Here is an 18,919-nt window from a genome sequence, read left to right as displayed (position 1 = left end):
AAGATCCGGTCATGTACTAGATCAGATCCAGTCCATATCCAAACTTAGCATTGCCACCAATCCGGCTGGTCGGTCTTCTGCTTCTGTTGATAAGCTGCCACTCCTTAGGGAACTCAACCATCAGCTCCTGGCTTGTTCTGATTGAATCCATACTGTCCTGTGGCCACTGTGTGTCACTTTCAAGCACCATCGGCATATTTTTTATCCGCTGACTTCCAAATATTCTATATTGGCTGCCTGACAATATTCTCTGGCTGCCAAACAACATACGCTGGCTGCCAAACAACATACGCTGGCTGCCAAACACTCTGTACTGGCTTCCCGCCAGGTATCTGAAGCCTCCCTGACTTCCAAACAGCAGTCTCATCTGACTGCCATTCCACCGGAACCTCTGACTTCCTGTCATTCCACTCTGACTTCCCATCAAAAGCTTCTGGCTTCCAGTATCCACAGTCTGTTTCGCAGCTTCGCATCCAAGCTCTTCGTATCTGTCCTCAAAAGGGATCAGAACTCCACCGCCGAATTCCACACTGAAAGGTCTGCCGTCCATCATGACATATGTCCTGTAAGGATACAGTCTGCCATTCTGCGCTATCAACTTCATATATACCGGGAGTCCCTTGTCAAGCCTGTGGAATCTGTACGCCTGCGGTGTGGTTGCTTTGACGAAATATCCTCCTGCCGGCAGTGAATATCCAAGCACTGCCTCAAGCTCACCATCCCATTCAATATATACTCCGAATTCTCCAGTCTGGGCATCATAATTCCTGAGGTCAAAATATGCCTTTCCCGTGACAAAAGGAAGCATCCTGGCTATTCTATTGTCAAATAGTGCCACACTCTCGCCGGCACCTCTATTTAAAGACGAATATATGAAACCCACACACAATCTCCATTCCCAAACTAGCCAAAATCTATATCCGACTATTTGCCTTATACTATGTATGGTACTCTATTTCTCCATATAATTCAATTTAATTTGAGGGATTTAACAGTCTTATTTTCCACTAATTTCCTAATTAAAATTACTTGCCAAATGTAAGGACATAATATCTCTTATATCCCTGTTTATCATTTTTGAGAGCCACAAATACTGCAACGCCCATGGTCTTGTATGTAGTATTCAGCATATTGCTGTCATGTGCGGTCGACTTGGACCATGCTCTGAACACGAGATCTCCACCACTGAAACCACATGCAAGATTCTCTCCGTACAACTCGTACATGGAGTTGAGACACAGTGTTCCATTTGGTCTGTAATGGCTGTACTTGTTGCTTATCTCCTTTGCTCTTGTGGTAGCGGTCTCTGTCAGAGATGTTGACACCTTAAGGCTTGAAAGTCCATTTTCTGCACGATGCTGGTTGACCATCTTACTCAGTCTGTTTGCCGCGCCTATATCATAATATCCATATACTCTTGTCTTTCTGCCCTTACCAAGATCGATAGTGTAATATCTCTTGACCGAGAGATCGTACTCTCTCTTATATACAACGCCTCTTCTGTTGACATATGCTATGTAGCCATCGGCTGTCTTATACTTTCCAGCCTTTACAACTCGCTTTGCAGCGCTGTTGAAATAGTAATTGGCATTTCCGATCTTCATTATGAGCTTCTTTGCAGGCTTCCACTTTCTGCCTGTAAACTTGTATGCCTTCTTGGTGCTGTTGTTATAGCTCATTGTGGCTACGCCTTTAGAGCCGAAATAATATCTGCTGCGGTAGACAGTCTTCCACATATTTTTCTTCTGCACCCATGTGTTCTTCGAGTAATCAAAGTCGTATACCTTCTTTGTACCCTTCTGATCTGTATATCTTGAGGTAACATATCCGCCGTCACATACGTAGTAAGCGGTACTTCCATTTACCTTCTTCCATCCTGATGATGTACGTCTGTTTCCATTTGCATCATAGAAGTAGTATCTGCTTCCGTTGAGCTTGTCGATCACATTTGAGACTCTCTTGTATGACTTGCTGCTTGATATGTATCTGTACAATATATTCGATGCCTGATCATACAGAATGGTACATGTGCCTGATCCATCAAAATACATCAGCTTTCTGCCTGTATTCTTCCACAGGTTCTTGTTCATATCCCAGCTCTTCTTTGAATCGTTAAATGAATACTTTCTGAAAATGCCTGATGCCTTGTAGATCCTCTCCTTTACATAGTGGGATCCACCGCCTGTTACAAATACCATATTGTCATAATTTATATGATACCAACCGCCCTTTGTGACCTTGTCACCATTTGAATTGAAATAATATGTTCTGCCATCGTTGAGAATAAGCATCTGGTTCTTCACCTGGACAAGCTTGCCGCTGCTCAGTGACTTTGCCTTCTTGCTGCTATTATCGTATATCTTTTCACACAGTCCGGAATTGTTCAGATAATAGAGAACGTTATCCACTGTCTGCCACTCGTTCTTGCAGATAGTCCAGTCCTTTGAATCAGCGCTGAATCTGTATATCTTGATGGTATCGCCAGAACGTGTAAACTTCATAGCTGCCACGCCATTTTCATCTATAAGATATCTGGTGCCATCATCGGCATCTATCCAGCCTGCAGTTTTCTGCACTTCACCATTAACATAATATCTGAAGTAACCATCCTCATCCTGTATCATTCCACTCTGAACTGCATCTGATGCTGTGGCCAGAACTGCCGTGCCGTCAGCTCCCATCTCATCTGCCTGTGTCACCACATTTGTAGAAAAAATCACAATAGCCAATACAGCAATCGCCATAAGACTGCCTATAGCTTTTGCCGCCATCAGGCTCTTTTCTCTCTTTGCAATATTAGTCTTCATTGTAGACATCTTTACTGTCCTCCTTTTTATTAAACATCAGTTTCCGCAGGGAATCTGACGTTTGTGTGCATTCTGCTACGTTCGTAGTATACACGTGTTACATAATTTTTACAAGTATAACTTTTTTACAAGTTTTTTGTTACAAATGTGTTAAGTTGCCCCATCTTGGATTATTTGTCTACATATGGTAAAATAAATCCGCAAAATTCAAAAACAGACAACGAAAAATGTCTGCCAACGGCAGTACAGAGAAAGGATACATATATTATGGGAGCTATTGTTACATTAAAAAAGGGAGAGGGACGACTTCTGAAGTCCGGAGGAGCATGGATATTTGACAATGAGGTCGACACCATAGTCGGCAGCTTTGAGAACGGCGACATCGTCATAGTAAAGGACTTCGACGGTTATCCACTCGGCAAAGGATTCATAAATACCAACTCCAAGATCTTCATCCGCATGCTCACAAGACATGTGGACACCGAGATCGACGAGGCATTCTTCACAAAGAGACTTCAGGATGCATGGGATTACCGCAAGAAAACCGTCGACACCAGTAGCTGCCGTGTCGTATTTGGCGAGGCTGATTTTCTGCCGGGAATCGTCATTGACAAGTTTGAAAACGTGCTTGTTGTCGAATCACTGGCACTCGGCATCGACAAAGTTAAAAATTTGTTAATAAATATTTTAAAAAATATACTTAAAAATGATGGTATAATAATCGAGGGTGTTTATGAACGAAGCGATGCAAAAGTCAGAAAACACGAGGGGATGGATACCTATAAAGGGTTTATTGGTGACGAATTTAACACAAAGGTTCATATAAATGAAAATGGCGTTCGATATATTGTTGATGTGAAAGACGGTCAGAAGACCGGATTCTTTCTGGATCAGAAGTATAATCGTCTTGCTATTCAGAGAATATGTAAAGATGCAAAGGTTCTTGATTGCTTTACACACACAGGCTCCTTTGCTCTAAACGCAGGCATAGCCGGTGCTTCCAGCGTTTTGGGAGTAGACGCTTCAGAACTTGCTATTGCCCAGGCCAGAGAAAATGCAGCGCTCAACGGATTGGAGAGCACTGTCTCTTTTGAGTGCAGAGATGTATTTGATCTTCTTCCTGAACTGGAATCAAAAGGCGAACAGTTTGACGTTGTCATACTTGACCCGCCGGCATTCACAAAATCAAGAAATTCAATAAAGAACGCAGTCAAAGGCTATCGCGAGATTAATCTGCGTGCTATGAAACTCGTAAGGGATGGTGGATTCCTTGCAACTTGTTCATGTTCACATTTTATGGATTTCGAGTTATTTACCAAGACCATAAAACAGGCCGCCATGAATTCACATGTAAGACTTCGCCAGGTAGAGTTCCGCACACAGGCTCCTGATCACCCAATATTATGGGCTGCAGATGAATCTTATTATCTGAAGTTCTACATATTCCAAGTAATAAAGGAGAGATGACACAATGCAACTAATTCAGAGAAATAAGGATTCAGCATATTTGCAATACGACAAGTATGTAAATTATGACAATCCTATCGTCGCTGCAAAGGCAAAGGAACTTGCTGCAGATTGCAAGAGCAGTGATGAGATCATACAGGCATGTTACTATTTTGTCCGGGATAGGATTTCTCACACATATGACAGCAACTTTTCAGTAATAACTATCAGCGCTTCCGATGTACTGGAAGCCAGCACGGGCATCAGCTATTCAAAGGCCAATTTGCTGGCAGCACTGCTTCGTGCCAACAACTTATATACAGGATTCTGCTATATCCGTATCAAGCACAAGGGCGGACTTATGGCTATGCATGCACTTAATGCGGTATATCACCCAGATCTCAAGAAGTGGATACGTCTTGATGCCCGTGGCAATAAATACGGCGGTTTCAACGCCGATTACACACATAATGAGACTCAGATGGGACATGTGATTGATTCAGCAGCCGGAGAGTATGAGTTCAACGACCTCATCGCCGTACCGCTTCCATCAACCATGAGGGTTCTCGAACAGAGTACCAACTTCTACAAGATGTACTTTAACGATATGCCAGATTATGACGCTTAAAAAAATATTACCAGCGGATGACCGCTGGTAATATTTTTCTATACTATATGAATAAGAGGGGAACCGATCCATGTCAAAGACAAAATCCAAAACCATATTAAGAATATCTTTTAACTCACCTGTGGTACTTACATTTGCACTCATTTGTCTGGGAGCTTATCTCCTGAATATCCTCACAGGCGGCAAAAGTAACTTTCTTCTATTTGAAGTATACAGAGCCCCTCTCACCGATCCTTTAACCTACATCCGCATGTTTGCCCATGTGTTTGGTCACGCAAGCTGGAGTCACCTTATCAACAACATGACGCTGCTGCTTGTGATCGGCCCACTGCTTGAGGAAAAATACGGCTCAAAGGATCTGCTCATCGTAACCATCACCACCGCACTGGTGACAGGAATCGTGCATTTTATATTCTTCCCTGGTACAGCATTGCTCGGCGCCAGCGGAGTGGTATTCGCATACATTCTTCTGTCTTCTTTTGCATGTATAAAGGACGGCTCCATACCGCTCACCTTCATACTTGTTGCAGTGCTTTATATCGGCGGACAGGTGGCTGACGGAGTGTTTGTGAAGGACAATGTGTCGAATCTCACCCACATTATCGGGGGGATCATCGGAGCGTTCTTCGGGTATATCTCAAATGTCAGGAGATGATATGACGAACGGACGGATGACATACTCTCCAGGGACAGAAATTGGGTCTCTATATATGTAATCACGCTCGACTTACCTCACTTTGCTTTGCTTATATCTGCACGCGGCTCCCGCTCGCTATAAGGGCGTTGCGAGCTCCGCCTTAGCAATAAGCAGCAAAGTTCAGGCGTCTTCGCTACCGATTACATATATAGAGACCCAATTTTATATTCCCAGGGAGTATGGCATCCTGGTCTTGTTGGATATATACTTTTCAGATCATGTTCCTGACATATTTCGCTGAAAAATATATTTTATACACCACACTATATTATAGATATCGACTCTTACCTGTTTTTCTTTTATTCAGTTCCCCAGAGTGTCATCCCACAAAAATAATCATAGATATTTAATAAAAAATATATTAACACAGACATCTATAAACTATAAGCTACCTTTCTATCTACAGATTCAGGATTTCCTCCGGTGTCTCTACTATGTTGTCGGCGCCGGCTGCCTCGAATTCTTCCCTGCTGCCGTAACCGTAGAGGACTCCTATGGTCTGGAGGCCGCAGGCTTTGCCACCTTCTATGTCGTAGCGTCTGTCGCCTATCATCACAACCTGGTTTGATTTTATCATATCTTCTGTCAGTCCGTGATCTTTCTTGAGGCTTTCAAGGACCTGGGATATGATGTGCTTCTTGTCTGATCCTGTTCCGTCGGGATTACTTCCAACTACAACGTCAAAATATTTTCCCACACCGAACTTCTCAAGGATACGGAGTGTCGGCTCTGTCGGCTTGCTGGTTGCAACTGAGAGTATGCAGCCCTTCTCCTTAAGGGCACGCAGGGTGTCTGCCACTCCGTCGTACACCTCAGCCTCGAAGAGACCTACCACGTTGTATCTCTCTCTGTACTTCGCAACCATCTCTTTCGCTTTTGCGTCGTCCATGCCGAATTCCCTCACGAAAGAATCATAAAGTGATGGTCCTATAAAGCTTCTGAATACTCTGTATTCAGGATATGGAATTCCAGCCCAGTTCAGAGCGTATTTTATACAGTTGAATATTCCTTCCTCAGACTTGGTGATGGTTCCATCAAGATCAAATAATAAATATTTGTACATATACCGTCTTCCTCCTTGCGAAAATAATGGGTCAGGCACACCAAAAAAGCGCTTACCGAAATGCCCCGCAAATTCTATGAATCTGTGGGGCATTTGTAGTATTTATATATTGAAACTACCCATGAATATTACATGATATCAACATCTGCTGAGTAATCCACACCGTCGATCTTGAAACCGAACATGTTGTAGAAATCCTCCCAGTATCCATCGATGTCTGCTATATCCTTGACATTGTCATTGTTGACTGTATCCCAGTGCTCAGCAACAACTTCCTGAACATCATCTCTCATCTCCCAGTCGTCCATACGGATGAATCCGTTGTCGTCCACCTGGGTGTCATCCAGGATCTTATCCATGAACAGTCTCTGCATCTGCTCTATGCATCCCTCGTGGAGTCCCTTCTCTTTCATAACTTTGTAGAGAAGTGTGATATACAGAGGTACGATAGGGATAGCTGCACTTGACTGTGTGACAAGAGCCTTGTTGATGGCTATCTTCGCCTTTATGTTAGGGAATTTTTCATTTATAATGTCTGCTGACTTGTACAGATCCTTCTTTGCCTGTCCGATCGATCCCTCAGCGTAGATAGGGAATGTGATCTTTGGTCCTATGTATGAGTATGCAACTGTGATCACGTTATCTGCCAGAACTCCGGCATCTGAGAGTGCCTGCATCCAGTCGATCCAGTCCTCACCGCCCATTACCTTGATGGTGGCATTGATCTCGTCATCATTTGCCGCTGTTATATGTGCATCTGTGATGGTGTTGTCCTTGAGTACAAGTGTCTTGTTGGTGTACTCCTCACCAACCGTCTTGAGTACAGATGTGTACTTTGTTCCATCTGGAGTTGTTCTTCTAGGGGCAGCCAGGCTGTATACAATCATGTCTATCTTGCCCATGTCTGCCTTGATGGTCTCGATGACCTGCTCCTTGATCTCGACTGAGAACGCGTCGCCATTGATGGACTTTGCATAGAGTCCGGCCTTGTGAGCCTCCTCCTCAAATGCTCTGTTGTTGTAGAAGCCAGCGGTTGCTGTACGGCGTCCATTTGACTCCTTCTCAAACATAACGCCGAGGGTATCTGCGCCATAGCCAAATGCAACTGCGATACGTGATGCAAGTCCGTATCCTGTTGACGCTCCGATCACCAGAACCTTCTTAGGTGCGTTATCGCTCTTAACTGCTCCCTTTGACTTGACATACTCGATCTGATTCTTTACATTCTGTGCGCATCCCACCGGATGAGCTGTTGTACAAATAAAATCTTTAACTCTTGGTTCAACTACCATTTTCAATTCTCCTTATAAAACATAATATATTTAGTGCTCTTTGTTGGCAAACTTCGTGTATTCCTGCAGCCATACCAGATCCACAGATCCGGTGGCACCTTTTCTCTGTTTAGCTATGATTATCTCCGAGATACCCTTCTTGTCGGTATCAGGATTGTAATAATCATCTCTGTATATGAACATAACCACATCGGCATCCTGCTCGATAGATCCCGACTCTCGGAGATCCGCAAGCACAGGCTTGTGATCCGGTCTCTTATCAACCTCTCGGTTAAGCTGTGACAGCGCTATGATAGGCACATCCAGCTCCCTGGCAAGCATCTTCAACGATCTCGACATATCAGATACGAACTGCTGTCGCGACTCAACTCGTCCCGTCGTGCTCATAAGCTGCAGGTAGTCGATGATGATGAGTCCAAGATTGTTCTTGCTCTTGAGCTGTCTGCATTTTGATCTCAGCTCGGATATGGTGAGTGCTGAACTATCCTCTATGTACAGCGGTGCGGCAGCTATACTCTCCGCACTGGCAAGCACCTGATCCCAGTCGTCCTCAGCCAACTGTCCCGTCTGTACCTTCTGGGAATCAACCAGGGAATCCATGGCTATCATACGCGTTACAAGCTGCTCCTTGCTCATCTCCAGGTTGAATATCGCAGTGGCAATTCCCTTGCGCACGGCAACATGGTGGGCAATATTAAGGACAAATGCCGTCTTACCCATGGCAGGTCTAGCAGCCACCAGTATAAACTCCGATCCATGGAGACCGGTGAGCATATTGTCCAGATCTATGAATCCCGTAGGGATACCTGTTACTCTTGTGTTCTTTCTGGAAGCCTCCTCTATCTGCTCGATAACGTTCATGACGATCCTGTCGATCCCCACAAATTTGCTGGAGCCGTTTCTCTCCTTTATCAGATTGAACACACCGCTCTCGGCCTGTTCAAGAAGCTGTTCAACTCCCTCAGAATCCAGATAACAGTCCTTCTCCACTTCCTCGCACAGCTTTATCATCTTCCTGAGTATGGATTTGTCCGCCACGATCTCTGCGTAATGCTTGGCATTCACCGATGTCGGAACCGTCTCCAATATCTCCGCTATGGATTTGGTGCTTATGACCTCATCAGGTACATTGTTCTCCTCAAGCTTGTTCTTCAGGGTTACCAGATCGACCGCCTTACCCTCCTTGAACAGCTCTACCATATTCTCGAACAATATTCCGTACTGACCGTAGTAGAAATCCTCCTTGGTCAGCATATCGGACGCCTCCACTATGGCATCTCTGTCCATGAGCATGGAACCTATAACAGACTTCTCGGCATCCAGATTGTAGGGAAGCTTTTTTCTTGCAAATGCATCTTCCATATTTTATCTATACTCCTTATGCTTCCTCGACCTTTACAGCAAGCTCTGCCTGAACCTCAGGGTGAAGCTTGACCTTCACTGAAAAGCTTCCTAACGCCTTGATGGAGTCCTTCATAACGATCTTCTTCTTGTCTATATCCTTACCGAGCTGGCTCTTGATGGCATCTGAGATCTCCTTTGTGGATACTGAGCCAAATGTTCTTCCGCCCTCTCCAACCTTGATCTTAACAGTTACTGAAGCCTTCTCAAGCTCTGCCGCAAGTGCCTTGGCATCAGCAAGATTCTCTGCTGCCACCTTCTCCTCATGAGCCTTGCGGAGCTTGAAATCATTCATATTCTTTGGAGTTGCCTCCATGCCGAGCTTCTTAGGAATGATGAAATTTCTTGCGTAGCCCTCATTTACCTCTACCATTGCGCCTTTCTTTCCAAGGCTTTTAACATCCTGTAATAATATGACCTTCATATCCTAAATATCTCCTTCCTTATACATCTCATTCAGGAGCCCAACAAGCTCCTTCTTTATATCCTCTGCTTTCGCATTTTCAAACTGAGCTGCCGCGATATTTGCATGACCGCCGCCACCCATTCTCTCCATGATTATCTGGACATTGACATCGTCAATGGCTCTTGCACTTATCTTGACATCCGCACCCATCTGCGCTATTACAAACGAAGCTCTGACACCTGCGATGTTCAGCATCTCATTTGCAATCTTGGCGGTGAGTACCACCGGCGACTCAGGGCCATCCCCAGGTGTAATGATTGATATGGCAAATGCATCAAGCACCATCTCTGCGTGGCTGACACCCTCCGCCTTCTGTCTGTAGGTCTCTATGTCAGTTCTGAACATCTTCCTTACTCGCATGACATCCGCACCGCTTCTCTTCAGGAACGCGGCTGCCTCAAAGGTTCTGACACCGGTCTTGCTCAGGAAGTTGTCGGTGTCAATGAGTATTCCGGCATACATGGCGTCCGCCTCTGTAGGCCTGAGCTTTATCTTCTCATCCATGTACTGGAGCATCTCTGCGATCATCTCACATGCAGATGACGCAAATGGCTCTATATACGACAGTGTCGCATTTGCAATGACATCCTTTGTCTGCCTGTGGTGATCGAACACCACTATGCTCTTCGCATATGCCAGTAGTTCCTCACACTCCGTGAGCGTAGGATTATTCACATCCGTCACAACTACGACCGTGTCGTCATCGACCAGACTGAGCGCCTGATCGTTGTTGATTATCATATCTGCCGGGTAGGAATTGCTCGAAGTGAAATTGCCGTATATCGGACTTATGGCCGATGACACCTCATTTACAACTATATGCGCCGTCTTGCCCAGCGCAGTCACCATCTTGTATATTCCTATACCTGAACCAAAAGCATCCATGTCCGGATTCTTGTGGGCCATGATTATAACCTTCTCTTTGGTCTCAAGAAGCTCCTTGAACGCAAGAGTCTTAACCCTCGCCTTAACTCTCGTGGACTTCTCCGTTCCCTGACTCTTACCGCCAAAGTAGGTGATCCTGTCGGCGGACTTGATAACCGCCTGATCGCCGCCTCGGCCCAGAGCAAGCTCCATGGCGGAACGCGCTGCCTCAAAGTTTTCTATAAAGCTCTTGTAATCAGTACCAAGACTTATACTGAGTGTAAGCGGAAGATCATTTCCGATATTTATAGCCTTGACCTCATCGAGCAGGGCAAATTTGTTCTCCTTGAGCTGATCCAGATACTTCTGTGGCATCACGAACATGTACTTGTCCTTCTCAAGGCTCTTGACTATGGCGTCGACATTTGCCATGTATTTGTTAATCTTTCTGTCGACCAGGGCAACAAGAAGAGAGTGTCGTACTTCCTCAAGCGACTCAAATATCTCATCGTAGTTATCAATATATATGAGACCCGCAACCAGCTTCTGGTCATGGTTCTCCTGAGCGAGCTGATTCACCACTGTCACATCAAACATGTAGAACGCAAGGAAGGTGTCCGTCTTGCCGTGGTGTCTTGAACCACCGTGCGAAGCCTTCGTATCTTTCTTCTGCTCATCAGCCCCATCTCCGTCTGTGCCGGCCCCACCCGGCTGGGCATCCGTCTCTTCCATAGCAGGCTCAACCTTATTCACCTGTACACGTCTGATCTCATAACGGTATTCTCTTCCGTTAAATGCTATCTCTCCCTCGGTGACATCCTCCTGATAAGGAAGACTCTCCTCGGTAACCTCCTCAAATACCTGAACTATATTCAGCTTCATGAGCTTTCTCTTACTGGTCTCCGTTATACCTGAGAACTCGTCGTTCACCCACACAACTTTTCCATCCTCGTCAAGCAATGCGTACGGAACCGGAAACTCCTTTATGAGCTCCTTCTGCATCTTGCCGTGCTCCATGGCAAATTCCACATATCTGTCGCGGGACAAAGCATTCATCCTCAGGAAAACAACAATGCTCACCGCTCCGTATACTGCCGTAAAAATGGTGGCTATAACGCCGGCTCCTATTCCGACAAAATACATGAACACTGTCATCAGACAGAACATTCCTATCAGATACAATGGAACCTGTCTATATCGGTTGTACAGCCCCTCTACATCTCTCTTTTCATTCATATGTCACTGCCCTTCTTATCCTTCCATTCACAATGCAAATGATCAGGCTCAATTCTGAGCCTATACACTTCATAAGTATAACATTGTGCGATTCTGATTACAAGAAATATAGAATTGCAAAAAAATGCAGGTGTGGCAAAACACACCTGCATCTCTTATATATTAATCTGTAAAGATCTATTAACCGTTGATTCTTGCAAGAAGCTTCTTGCCAAGCTCCTCGTTGCCCGGCTTGCCGAGAAGAGCAAACATGTTCTTCTTGTAGCTCTCAACACCTGGCTGATTGAATGGATTTACACCAAGTGTGTATCCACTCACACCACATGCAAACTCAAATGTGTAGAACAGCTCACCGAGAGTGAACTCATCAATCTTGTCGATGTTGATCTGGATGATAGGAATTCCACCATCTGCGTGTGCAAGGATAGTTCCGTTCATAGCACTCTTATTTGCAAAATCAACTGTCTTGCCTGCAAGATAGTTAAGTCCATCAAGATCTGAGTCCTCTTCCTCCATAACAATCTCACATGTTGGGTTAACAACATTGATAACTGTCTCGAAATGGTTCTGTGAACCCTGCTGGATGAACTGTCCAAGTGAATGAAGGTCTGTTGTAAAGTCCGTAGCTGTTGGGAAAAGTCCCTTGCCATCCTTACCCTCGCTCTCGCCGTAGAGCTGCTTCCACCACTCTGATACATAGTGAAGTGCTGGCTCAAAGTTAGCAAGGATCTCGATTGACTTACCCTTGTTGTACAGTACATTTCTTACTGCTGCGTACTTCATAGCATCTGAATCGTCGAAGTCCTGTGCAAGACAATCCTTTCTTGCTGAAGCTGCGCCTTCCATAAGCTTATCTATATCAGCACCGCTTACTGCTATTGGCAGAAGACCAACTGCTGTGAGAACTGAGAAACGTCCTCCTACATCATCAGGAACTACAAATGTCTCATAGCCTTCCTCTGTTGCAAGTGTCTTGAGAGCTCCCTTTGCCTTGTCCGTTGTGGCGTAGATTCTCTTTGCTGCGCCCTCCTTGCCATACTTCTCAACAAGCTTCTTCTTGAAGATTCTTGAAGCGATACCAGGCTCTGTTGTTGTACCCGACTTGGAGATGATGTTGATAGAGAAATCTCTGTCACCGATCACCTGAAGCAGATGAGCCATGTATGTGCTGCTGATGTTTGATCCTGCATAGTAGATCTCAGGAGTCTTACGGATTGACTTGTCAACTGAATTATAAAAGCTGTGTCTTAAAGCTTCGATGGCTGCTCTTGCACCCAGGTAAGAACCACCGATACCGATTACTACAAGCACGTCTGAATCTGCCTGGATCTTAGCTGCTGCCTTCTTGATTCTCGCAAACTCTTCCTTGTCATAGTCTACTGGAAGGTCGATCCATCCAAGGAAATCATTTCCCTCACCGGTCTTGTTTACAAGTGTTGCCTTTGCAGCTACTACCTGATCCTTGATTGCTGCGATATCAGCGTCTGTAGCCATGGCTTTTGCATTCTTAAAATCGAAACTTACTGTCTGTGCCATTTGTTTTCTCTCCTTACTTGTATTAAATTTTTCACATTGAATCAATTTTAGCAAATAGGTATACCATAATCAACTATTAATCTCAAAAAACTCCCCCAAAGCCACAACCGGTTTGGAGGAGTTTTCAATTATAACCATGTCTAAAGCACTACTTAACCGTCACTTTGATCTTTGCACAAACACCATTTTCAGACATTACATAAACCGTACATGTGCCCTTACGCACTGCCTTTATAACTCCTGCAGATGAAACAGTTGCCACCTTTGCATTGGATGTTATGAACCTTTCCTTCTTCGTAAGATGGTTTAACGCCTTCTTCTTTGGATTCTCAAGCTTAACCTTCTTGGTGATCTTAAATGTTTTACCTTTTGCAAGGTTAGCCTTGGTCTTGTTCACAGTAACTTTCAGGACATTTGTCTTTGCTGCATAAGGCATTGCAACATGGACTGTATTTGTCCTGCCGAGATATACCTTCTTGCCACCCGACATCTTGTATGCGACTGTAAAATACTTGTATTCTCTCTTATTATTGAGGTTCTTATCGGCATATTTCTGGGACTTCGGTACATTAGCAAGCTTATTGAAGTTGTTCTTTCCATTACAGTATGACCAGTATACATCATATCCTGTTGCACCTTTGACCTTATCCCATGTCAGATCTATTCTTGTTCCTGTTCCCTTTCCTTTCATAAGGAAGAACGGAAGTGTCTTCTTATAGAGTTCTGTTCCACTAGGTTCAACATTTGGAGATTTCTTTATAACAAGACGGCCAATGGCAAATGTTATATTGTAGTTTGGATTTGCACCCTTCTTCTGGCTTGCTGTGATCGTGTATGTTCCGGACTTCTCACCAGCAGCTCTCTTGAGAACAATTCCTGTAAGCTTATCCTTGCCAACAAGTCCCTCCGCTGTAAATGTAAACTTCGGATCCGCCTTGCCTTCATACTTAGATGCGTCATTTGCAGTTACTCTGATGGCTTTTTTGTTTACCGTGATCGCAACCTTTGCAGCTGCTGCCTTATAGTTCTGATTTGCCGCAACGGATACTGTCACAACCGCCTTGCCTGCACCAACTATAGTTACCTTGCCTGTGCCATCCACCTTGACAACCTTTGTATTGCTGCTTGTAAATGTTTTCTTGTCATTTCTACTGCACTTCACATTGAGGGCAAACTTTGCACCTCCATATGTCTTTGCTGCCACCTTGCCTACTTTGAGAGTTGTTGCTGCTGGAATTATCTCTCTCTTTGCAACTGTGAACTGAACCGGTTGTGTTACATACTCATTGTAATTGGTTGTAGCACAAACCTTGGCATACATATAATATGTGCCCGGATCTGCCGATCTGGAGTTCTCCCACAATGTTCCATCCGTGTTGCTGTTCTCTGTTGTGTAGTAATACTCTATAACAGGATCCTCTTGTGCTCCTGTAACCTCTGGAGCCTCTACACTGTCGCCAAATGTGTAATCGATTACATCAAATTCAACATTCTGATCAAGTCTCTGTATTTCAAATTCTGCATAAGCCGTAACATCAGCTATCTTCACAACAAACTTATAAGTACCTGCATTTACCGGCGCATTCTCATTTTCCGGATAATCGGTATCGCCTGTTCCCTCATAATATGTAACAGCTGCCTCTCCGGTCTTCTCTGTTATCCAGTTATTAACAACTGCACCTGCATATTCTGTGCCGTCATACGCTCTGCTTTCTGCTGTCACAGTACAGCTGACCGCCTCGTTTCTGCCCTGATATGCGCAGTGTGCCGGATTCTCAGTTTCATTGCAATATGCAATTATCTTGTTACTGTGGCCTTCTTTTATCTCATACGTCCAGTCATGATAATGAACCATATCCCATGACTTGTTCTGAAGTATGTAATTGGCTGCATTACCCGTAGTTGCAAGCCCAAATCTGTATGTAGTTACAACCGTCTCTATTCCAGGTGTAACGTCCCACAGTACTACAGTATAATCCTCGTCATATACAAGTTCATCTCCATCCAGCAATCCTGAGAACTGGATTCCCTGTATATATGCATTTTCATCAACAATTACCTTATCCGCTGTGATCGTTTTCTTTTCGATAGTCACAGTCACATCGCCAAATACCGGTGAACACTCATCTGCTGTAACAAGGTAATACACCTTATATGTTCCGGCATTTTTAAGTTCTGGAACCGTCTGTGTGTACGGCTCATCTGCTGCCAATGAATAACTGATAGAAGCTCCATCCAGGCCATCTGCAATTGTAACAGATGGGCTATGTATCAATCCATCGTAAGTGCAGGTTGTATCTTCCGCAGTTACTCCGGCGATCAGATCACGTGAGACTGCCTTGGCATCTGACCACAATGAAGCTGGTTTTGTCGTATTAGCCACGTATCTTGTGCGAACATATACCCTCTGATTCTCTTCAAGTCCTGAGATAACATAATTATCTGACACATTCAGATCATCGAGAACTGTCCAGGCCGCTCCATCCATCGAATACTGATACTGCTGTCCGCCAAGCGGGCTTACTGTCACAGAATCACCAGTCACGCTTACTATCTCAATGCCTTCGCCGTCTGCAGCACTTTCCATATCAGCTGGTGTTGGATTCTGTATGTCTGCAAGAGTCTTCGGTGCAGATGGCGCCTCCGGTCTTGCTGCAACAGTTATATCAGCAGGTGTATCCTGACTGTCCTTCTTGCTGATACTTATATTTTTACCAAACAAACTATATGATACGTCGTTATCATCTGTTCCCTCAAGGGCTATATCACCATACATATCACTCACAATTTCATATGACTCGCCATCAACAGTGATGATATATGAAGTATCGCCATCAAGATCTGTCAGATTTTCTGTTATATAATCAACCTGTCCTGTAACTGCTCCTACATCAGCCACCGCTCCAACGCTGAATTTGAAACCTATATGTCCGCCATCTTCAACATTTGTCCATGACATTGTCAATCCCGAATCTATTCCTTCAACCAGGGATGCAGCATTCTGACCATTTATTTCAGCAGTTTCCTTTATGTAGCTTGATGAACCTGTATTGTACTCAAATATTCTTCTGGAATCATAGCCCCCGATCCAGTAATTACTTGCCTGTGTTATAGGGGCAAGAACAAATGATGGAGTATCATCTGCCGCATCCGCCGCTTTAGCAACTCCCATCATCGCTATCTGCTGTAATTCACCATTCTTGACAGTGGCAGCAAGCACCGCTTCATCTGCACTGTCAGAGCTTGTAATTTCATTTCCAATATTCGCGTCAGCTCCTATAGCGAATGAGTGCTGTCCCTCACCAAGTTCAGCATCAAAAATCAGATCGTGAGTATTCATAGGATCAAACGACAATCTTAGAGCTGCAAGCGAAGCCACAGATACTTGTGATGTAGCCGTTTCTGCTGAAGGCTCTGAATCGCTTCTGCTGTACAATCTCCATACTTTGTCGTAGCTTGTTCCAAGCATATAGTTCTTTCCGTCCTTGGTATACAAGCCAACAATATCAAACCCATTGCCATTGGCCATATAGGCCATAACTCCATTGCTTATATACCAGCAAGTATTTGGCTTTGTCCACGTATTTCCATTGTCACTGGTAGGGATAACTGCCTTTACCGCTCTGCTGGCTGTACCATCCACCACGCACCTGTACCAGTATCCATGAGTCGGGGTGAACGTATATGTACTTCCATTTGCACCTTCAATATCTGTAAATGATCCACGCTTACTGGTTGCGCTCTGCCACTGATATGTTGCAGCTTCCCCTGTCACGTCCATAACGAGAGTGATTGAACTATTCGTCATATTCTTGCCATATGGATATCCATTGTTCATGAATACAACTTCTTCCTCCGAAGGATCTGTATTGCCTCCGCCTGAAAAGCCACCGATCTGAAATGTTATTTCATTGCCGCTGGCGTCCACGATCTTGCCAGCATTCAGATCAATACTTCCTATGTAAATATCAGGGAATACATAACCATTATAATATGTCCACGTATACAGATAATACACACCCGTGGTACCCATATCTATTCCCTCTCCGGAAATGGTATCCGTTCTGTCATATGTACCTGAACTCCTTGAGAACGAGTTCTCTGTTATCCAGCCTTTAAATCCGCAGCCTTCAGGTGACTCGGCACTCGCCCATCCACTGTACCTATGGCTGCTCAGATAATCACCAAAGTTTGTGAGATCTCCAGTCGTGAACTTCTCAGACTGAATGCCAAGCTTGCAGCTCGCGCTGGCATAACCGCTGGTTGTCCACCCCCACTTGAGACCTCTCATATGTCCATCTGTGCTTATATCCACGTCTGTTACCTTGATATTCTCCATAGCCGCTGCGTAGGCAGTATTCTTACCACCTATCGAAATCAAACACGTTATGACCATGAAAGCTGTCATGAGCCATGCCATAACTTTTCTGCATAGAATTCTTTCTTTCATACACTTCCCTCTCTTTCTCAATAAAACCTCTTTTTCGTGTGTCCGTTAATGTTTTCTCTCTGCAACCATTACCTCCTGTTAATTCTTGACTCTTTTCCTTTAACAATTTATGATAATTATAATTCGTACATCAATGTTCAAGTCAACAATATTTTTGCGGTATTTATGCAATATTCACAATTTTTTTTGTCTATTTTTAAGAGAAGGGGAATCATATGAATCACGCAAATAAAAATCTATATCAAATTGGCGAAGTCACCAAAATGCTTGGAGTGACAAGAAGAATGCTGTTAAACTACGAAGACCTGGGGCTTCTGACACCCGCATACAAAAATGAGAGCAGCGGTTTCCGCTACTACTCTGCCGATAACATCGTACATATACGAATTATAAAAGTTCTTCAGGGACTAGGATTATCGCTATCCGAGATTAACAAGTACTTCAATAATACCGAAAAGCTTGAGGATGTCATTGAACGTATGACTACGCTCCGTTCCCAGCTGGATCTGTGCATAGCCCAGCTTCAGCTGCGTCAGTCCCAGACATCAGAACCGGAGATCCGTTTTATCACTCTTCCCTCATTCACTGCATTTTGTCAGGAGTTCAAAGACTCTGATCTGGCCAGAAAAACTGAAGATCTGCGCAAGACCTTTATCGAGGCAACAAAAAAATACCAACTGGACACCACAGGCAAAATGTGTACAGAGGTTTTTGTCGAATCAACATCCGAAGGAAGATATGTCATACCTGTCGCAGCAGATCCTGACACCAATGACGAACACATAAAAAAACTTCCACAGACTGCAGCTATCTGTATATACCACCGTGGTCCATATGAAAATTTCGACACTGTCCAGAAGAAACTATTGGACTATGCAAAAGAAAACAATCTTGCTACTTGTGGTTATTTTCGCAATTCATTTATGGAGGGTCCTCCAACCCACGGAGCAAATAAAGATGCTTATATCACACAGATCGCACTGCCAATACACAAAAGCTCTCCGTTCGGATCGGCATGATCCGCACAGAGAGC

The 18,919-nt window shown here is 44.4% G+C and carries 13 protein-coding genes; 4 read left to right on the top strand and 9 right to left on the bottom strand.

Annotation, left to right across the window (positions count from 1 at the left end):
* Positions 1-16: 16 nt before the first annotated feature.
* Together DWX57_RS07195 and DWX57_RS07190 are read right to left on the bottom strand one after the other, a co-directional pair.
* Positions 17-883, bottom strand: a complete 867-nt coding sequence (locus DWX57_RS07195) for a hypothetical protein (RefSeq protein WP_120123359.1) — start codon at positions 881-883, stop codon at positions 17-19.
* A 142-nt stretch (positions 884-1,025) separates the two neighbouring features.
* Entirely contained in the window at positions 1,026-2,816 is a 1,791-nt protein-coding gene (locus tag DWX57_RS07190; RefSeq protein ID WP_120123357.1) for a CAP domain-containing protein, read from the bottom strand.
* Between the two features lie 258 nt (positions 2,817-3,074).
* On the opposite strand from DWX57_RS07190, the gene DWX57_RS07185 reads away from it, so the two are divergent.
* The 3 genes from DWX57_RS07185 (at position 3,075) to DWX57_RS07175 (ending at position 5,536) form a co-directional block, all read left to right on the top strand.
* Entirely contained in the window at positions 3,075-4,274 is a 1,200-nt protein-coding gene (locus DWX57_RS07185) for a class I SAM-dependent rRNA methyltransferase (protein ID WP_022215990.1), read from the top strand.
* A gap of 4 nt (positions 4,275-4,278) precedes the next feature.
* Positions 4,279-4,881 (top strand): transglutaminase-like domain-containing protein, encoded by a 603-nt coding sequence (locus DWX57_RS07180; protein ID WP_015534517.1) that lies wholly within the window; start codon positions 4,279-4,281, stop codon positions 4,879-4,881.
* Between the two features lie 70 nt (positions 4,882-4,951).
* Positions 4,952-5,536, top strand: coding sequence for a rhomboid family intramembrane serine protease (locus DWX57_RS07175; protein ID WP_015534516.1), 585 nt, complete (start codon positions 4,952-4,954; stop codon positions 5,534-5,536).
* A 442-nt stretch (positions 5,537-5,978) separates the two neighbouring features.
* On the opposite strand, the gene DWX57_RS07170 is transcribed toward DWX57_RS07175, so the two are convergent.
* The 7 genes from DWX57_RS07170 to DWX57_RS07140 form a co-directional block, all read right to left on the bottom strand.
* Positions 5,979-6,641, bottom strand: coding sequence for an HAD hydrolase-like protein (locus DWX57_RS07170; protein ID WP_120123355.1), 663 nt, complete (start codon positions 6,639-6,641; stop codon positions 5,979-5,981).
* Positions 6,642-6,769: 128 nt separating this feature from the next.
* Positions 6,770-7,933 carry an enoyl-ACP reductase FabV gene (gene fabV, locus DWX57_RS07165; RefSeq protein ID WP_055222328.1) on the bottom strand — a complete coding sequence of 388 codons (1,164 nt, stop codon included), beginning with the start codon at positions 7,931-7,933 and terminating at the stop codon, positions 6,770-6,772.
* 30 nt (positions 7,934-7,963) lie between these two features.
* Positions 7,964-9,295: a replicative DNA helicase gene (dnaB, locus tag DWX57_RS07160; RefSeq protein WP_015534513.1), complete on the bottom strand. Its 1,332-nt coding sequence runs from the start codon at positions 9,293-9,295 to the stop codon at positions 7,964-7,966.
* A gap of 16 nt (positions 9,296-9,311) precedes the next feature.
* Positions 9,312-9,758, bottom strand: coding sequence for a 50S ribosomal protein L9 (rplI, locus tag DWX57_RS07155; RefSeq protein ID WP_015534512.1), 447 nt, complete (start codon positions 9,756-9,758; stop codon positions 9,312-9,314).
* A 3-nt stretch (positions 9,759-9,761) separates the two neighbouring features.
* Complete coding sequence (locus DWX57_RS07150; RefSeq protein ID WP_120123354.1) at positions 9,762-11,900, bottom strand: DHH family phosphoesterase; 2,139 nt, start codon at positions 11,898-11,900, stop codon at positions 9,762-9,764.
* 180 nt (positions 11,901-12,080) lie between these two features.
* Positions 12,081-13,436: a glucose-6-phosphate isomerase gene (locus tag DWX57_RS07145; protein ID WP_015534510.1), complete on the bottom strand. Its 1,356-nt coding sequence runs from the start codon at positions 13,434-13,436 to the stop codon at positions 12,081-12,083.
* A 148-nt stretch (positions 13,437-13,584) separates the two neighbouring features.
* Positions 13,585-17,886, bottom strand: coding sequence for an MBG domain-containing protein (locus tag DWX57_RS07140; RefSeq protein ID WP_120123352.1), 4,302 nt, complete (start codon positions 17,884-17,886; stop codon positions 13,585-13,587).
* A gap of 215 nt (positions 17,887-18,101) precedes the next feature.
* On the opposite strand from DWX57_RS07140, the gene DWX57_RS07135 reads away from it, so the two are divergent.
* Complete coding sequence (locus DWX57_RS07135) at positions 18,102-18,905, top strand: MerR family transcriptional regulator (protein WP_022215997.1); 804 nt, start codon at positions 18,102-18,104, stop codon at positions 18,903-18,905.
* Positions 18,906-18,919 lie beyond the last annotated feature (14 nt).

Origin of the sequence: Coprococcus sp. AF19-8AC, from assembly GCF_003603115.1 — a bacterium.
In the GTDB taxonomy this organism is placed as follows: Bacteria; Bacillota; Clostridia; order Lachnospirales; family Lachnospiraceae; genus Coprococcus; species Coprococcus aceti.
This window is presented reverse-complemented; position numbering and strand designations above follow the sequence as displayed.